At 67.4% G+C, this 3,667-nt stretch carries 3 protein-coding genes; 2 read left to right on the top strand and 1 reads right to left on the bottom strand.

The features are described 5' to 3' along the window. Together VGH54_RS18745 and VGH54_RS18740 are read left to right on the top strand one after the other, a co-directional pair. Nucleotides 1–726: RICIN domain-containing protein (locus tag VGH54_RS18745; RefSeq protein ID WP_331513577.1), on the top strand; the 726-nt coding region annotated here is incomplete at its 5' end. A 114-nt stretch (nucleotides 727–840) separates the two neighbouring features. Beyond that, on the top strand, nucleotides 841–2,307 hold the full coding sequence (locus VGH54_RS18740) for a sulfatase (protein WP_331513576.1): 1,467 nt from the start codon (nucleotides 841–843) through the stop codon (nucleotides 2,305–2,307). 82 nt (nucleotides 2,308–2,389) lie between these two features. Here VGH54_RS18740 and VGH54_RS18735 read toward each other — a convergent pair whose 3' ends face one another. Further along, nucleotides 2,390–3,541 carry an IS481 family transposase gene (locus VGH54_RS18735; protein WP_331513575.1) on the bottom strand — a complete coding sequence of 384 codons (1,152 nt, stop codon included), beginning with the start codon at nucleotides 3,539–3,541 and terminating at the stop codon, nucleotides 2,390–2,392. Nucleotides 3,542–3,667 lie beyond the last annotated feature (126 nt).

Below are 3,667 nucleotides of genomic sequence, written 5' to 3'. Positions count from 1 at the left end.
GCCGACCACCTCTGGCACCTGGTCGCGAACGGCGACGGCTGGTACCGGATCCGCAATGCCAACTCGGGCAAGGTGCTCGGGGTGGACCGAATGTCCACTTCGGACAGCGCGCAGGTGGTCCAGTTCGCCGACACCGGTACGGCCGACCATCTGTGGCAGCTGATCGACAACGGCGACGGCTGGTGGCGGCTGAAGAACCGCAACTCCGGCAAGGTGCTGGGCGTAGACCAGATGTCCACGGCGGACAGTGCGCAGGTGGTGCAGTTCGCGGACAACGGGACCGCCGACCATCTCTGGCAGCTGGTGGCGAACGGCCAGGTGCGGATCGAGAACCGGAACTCGGCGAAGGTACTGGGCGTCGACCAGATGTCGACGGCCGACAGCGCCCGCGTCGTCCAATTCGCGGACAGCGGCACGGCCGATCACCTGTGGACGTTCGAGTCCACGGCGGACGGCTGGCTGCTGATCCGCAACGTCAACTCGGGCAAGGTGCTGGGGGTGGACCGGATGTCCACGGCGGACAGTGCGCAGGTCGTCCAGTTCTCGGACAACGGCACGACCGATCACCAGTGGCGCCTGCTCGACGACGGCAGTGGCTGGTTCCGGATCATGAACCGGAACTCGGGCAAGGTGCTCGGCGTGGATCAGATGTCCAAAGCGGACAGTGCGCAGGTGGTCCAGTTCGCGGACAGCGGCACCGCGGACCACCTGTGGCGGCTGCGCTAGGAAAGGCTCGTGAGTGTTTATGCCGGTTAGAACCGTCATTGCCACTCACGAGTCTTTACCGAGCCCGAACACAACCCTGACCGGGCTCTGTGGTGGCACCGTTAGCTTGACCGCATGTCCTCTCGCGTCCGTCTCCTCCTGACCGCGGTGCTGGCGGTGGCAGTGGCTTCGACCGCCGCTTGCTCGACCGGCGGTTCGGCCACTGCCCAGTCCACCGTCGCCGGAACCGCGGGCAGCAAGCCGAACCTCGTCCTCGTGCTCACCGACGACCTGTCGATGAACCTGTTGCCGTACCTGCCGCACGTGCAGGAGATGGCCAAGACCGGCACGTCGTTCAGCAATTACACGGTCACCGACTCGCTGTGCTGCCCGTCGCGGTCGTCGCTGTTCACCGGGATGCTGCCGCACGACACCGGGGTCTTCACCAATAGCGGCGCCGACGGCGGCTACGGCGCCTTCCACGGCAAAGGCGACGACAAGTCGACCTACGCGACCTCGTTGCAGCAGGCCGGGTACCGCACGGCGATGATGGGCAAGTACCTGAACGGCTACAACCCGAAGAGCGACGGCGTGCCGCCGGGCTGGAACGAGTGGGACGTCGCCGGCAACGGGTACCCCGAGTTCAACTACGACCTCAACGAAAACGGCACGGTCAAGCACTACGGCAAGACCCCGAGCGACTACCTGGTCGACGTGATGGCCGGCAAGGCCGCGCAGTTCGTCACCAGCTCGGCGAGCGCACACACGCCGTTCGCGATCGAACTCGCCACCTTCGCCCCGCACGCCCCGTACACCCCGGCGCCGCGCGACGCCGGCGCGTTCCCCGGCCTCACCGCGCCGCGCGGGCCCGCGTTCGACACCCTGCCGTCCTCGCCGCCGCCGTGGCTCGCGTCGCGGACTCCGTTGACGGACAAGGAAAAGGCGGGCATCAACAAGGCGTTCCGCAAGCGGGCGCAGGCTGTGCAGTCGGTGGACAAGATGATCGGCACGGTGGAGTCCGCGCTGGACCAGGCCGGCGTGCGCGGGGCCACCGACATCGTGTTCACCTCGGACAACGGCTATCACATGGGCGAGTACCGGCTCACCCCCGGCAAGCAGACCGCGTACGACACCGACGTGCACGTGCCGCTGGTGGTCACCGGGCCCGGCGTCAAGGCCGGGGCGACGGTGGCCAGCCCGGTGGAGAACATCGATCTGCGACCGACCTTCGAGGCGCTGGCCGGCGCCGCGACGCCCGCGGCGGTGGACGGCGAAAGCTTGGTGCCGCTGCTGAACGGGACCACCCCGCCGGCGTGGCGCACGGTCGGGCTGGTCGAGCACCACGGCCCGGACTTCGACCCGACCGACCCGGACAAACCGGGGAAGAACAGCGGCAACCCGACCACGTACGAGGCGATCCGCAGCACCACGTACACCTACGTCGAGTACGCCGACGGCACCAAGGAGTACTACGACCGCAGCACGGACCCGCAAGAGCTGCACAACACCGTGGCCCAGCTGCCGCCGGACACTGCGAAACAGCTGCACGAAACGTTGCAGGCCATGACTTCCTGCCACGGGGCGGCGGCCTGCCGGCACTGAAGGCCCGCAGGTAATCGCTCGTGAGTGTTTATGCCGGTTCTAACCGGCTGTCATGTTTCAGGACTTCGTGAACAGATGTGTTTCAGGACTTCGTGGACGGTTTGTGGCTGGTCAGTGGTTGGTAGCGTACTGATCGGTCGAGGGTGAGGTGGCGGGCGACGGTGTTGTTGATCATGACGGTGACGCGGTCGCCTTGCCAGTAAACGGTCGCGGTGTGGCCGGCCCAGGCGCGGCCCAGGACGATGGAGCAGCCGGAGAAGGCGATCACGCCGGTGGTGGAGACGGGGCGGGTGGTAACGCCGCTGGGCCGGTGGGCGGCGGTGCTGGGGGCGGTTTTGGGGGTGGCGTCGTAGCGTTGCTGCGGGGTTTCGCCGTCCAGGCTTTGGTGGCGGCGGTGGTTGTAGATCGTCCGGTACTCGTCGAGAAGTTGTTGCATCTCGGGCACCGTGGTGGGCGTGGGCCGGGCGCGGAGCCATTTTTGCAGGGTTTGGTGGGAGCGTTCGTTTTTCCCGCAGGTCTGCGGGTGATAGACCGAGGAGGCGATGGCGGCCACGCCTCGTTCGGCGAGGTGGCGTTCCAGCTCGGCCGTCCTCCCGCGGTGTTTGCCGGAGAAGGCCAGTCCGTTGTCGGACAGCACTTTCACGGGCAGGCCGTAGCCGGCGAAGGCGTGTTGCAGCGCGGTCCAGGTGTCGGCGCCGTTCTCGCTGGCCGCGGCGTAGGAGCCGACGTCGAGGCGGGAGTGGTCGTCGAGGATCTGGATGATGCAGACCTTGGTGCCATCGGCGAGGTAGTGCTCCATGCCGTCGATCTGCCAGCAGCCGTTGGGGTCGGCGTATTCGAACCGGCGCCGGGTCCGGGGCTTCTTGCGGGGTTCCGGGACGATCTGGCCGTGCTCGCACAGGATTCGGTAGACCGCGGACTGCGACGGCAGCGGGGTGACCCCGGTGTCCTCGAGCCGCCAGCGGATGGAGATCGGCCCGTTGTCCAGGCCCTCACCGGCTAGTTCTTTGCGCGCTCGCAGCACCGCCTCGGCCACCCCGGCGCCCAGAGCCCTCGGATGGTGGTGCGGGGCGGTGCTGCGGCGGGTGAACCCGTCCGCGCCCTCGGCCCGGAACCGGGCCAGGTACTTGTGGAACACACTCCGGGACACGCCGTGCTCGCGGCAGAACCGCGCAATGTTGACCTTCTCGCCCGCCGCGACCTGCGCGACCGCGGCAACGAACTCAGGATCCATCGAAAACCCTGCTCTGCCCATCGCCGCATGATCACCACACACGCCCTGGTCACCACGCCGACAGGCCGGTCAGTGTCCACGATGTCCTGAAACATCAACTGTCCACGAAGTCCTGAACTGCAACAG

This window comes from Mycobacterium sp. (assembly GCF_036488105.1).
Taxonomy (GTDB): Bacteria; Actinomycetota; Actinomycetes; order Mycobacteriales; family Mycobacteriaceae; genus Mycobacterium.
This window is presented reverse-complemented; position numbering and strand designations above follow the sequence as displayed.